Here is a 307-nt window from a genome sequence, read left to right as displayed (position 1 = left end):
GGGGCCAGCCGTGATCCGCTGAAAAACGCTTTCCTGCATGTGTTTCGAGGTTGCAAAGCCAGTCTTTGACAGTGGCATTGGATAAAGCCAGTATCGTGACATCGAGTATGGAGTCTTCGCGGATATAAGGACGCCTGGCGTCGATAAGTATCAGATCTCCTGCCTGTAGTATCTCATCGTGGCCATTATGTGTTATGCGGCAAGCGACATTTGTTCTGAGAAGCAGCCAATCTGGCATATCGCCACGCGTCGCATTGATCTCGCGCCGCCCGCGGGCCGATGAGCAACTGTCGCCGCGCAGGAAGAT

Annotated in this window: 1 protein-coding gene; it reads right to left on the bottom strand. The window is 54.1% G+C overall.

Translation table 11 applies throughout. From position 1 onward, the window contains the following. Positions 1–307, bottom strand: a 307-nt coding sequence (locus EUU22_RS25655) for a hypothetical protein (RefSeq protein ID WP_205687933.1), incomplete at both ends; no start/stop codon positions are given.

The organism is Ciceribacter ferrooxidans (assembly GCF_004137355.1).
Classification (GTDB): Bacteria; Pseudomonadota; Alphaproteobacteria; order Rhizobiales; family Rhizobiaceae; genus Allorhizobium; species Allorhizobium ferrooxidans.
Note: the sequence above shows the minus strand (reverse complement) of the source record. Positions and strands in the feature narration are given on the sequence as shown.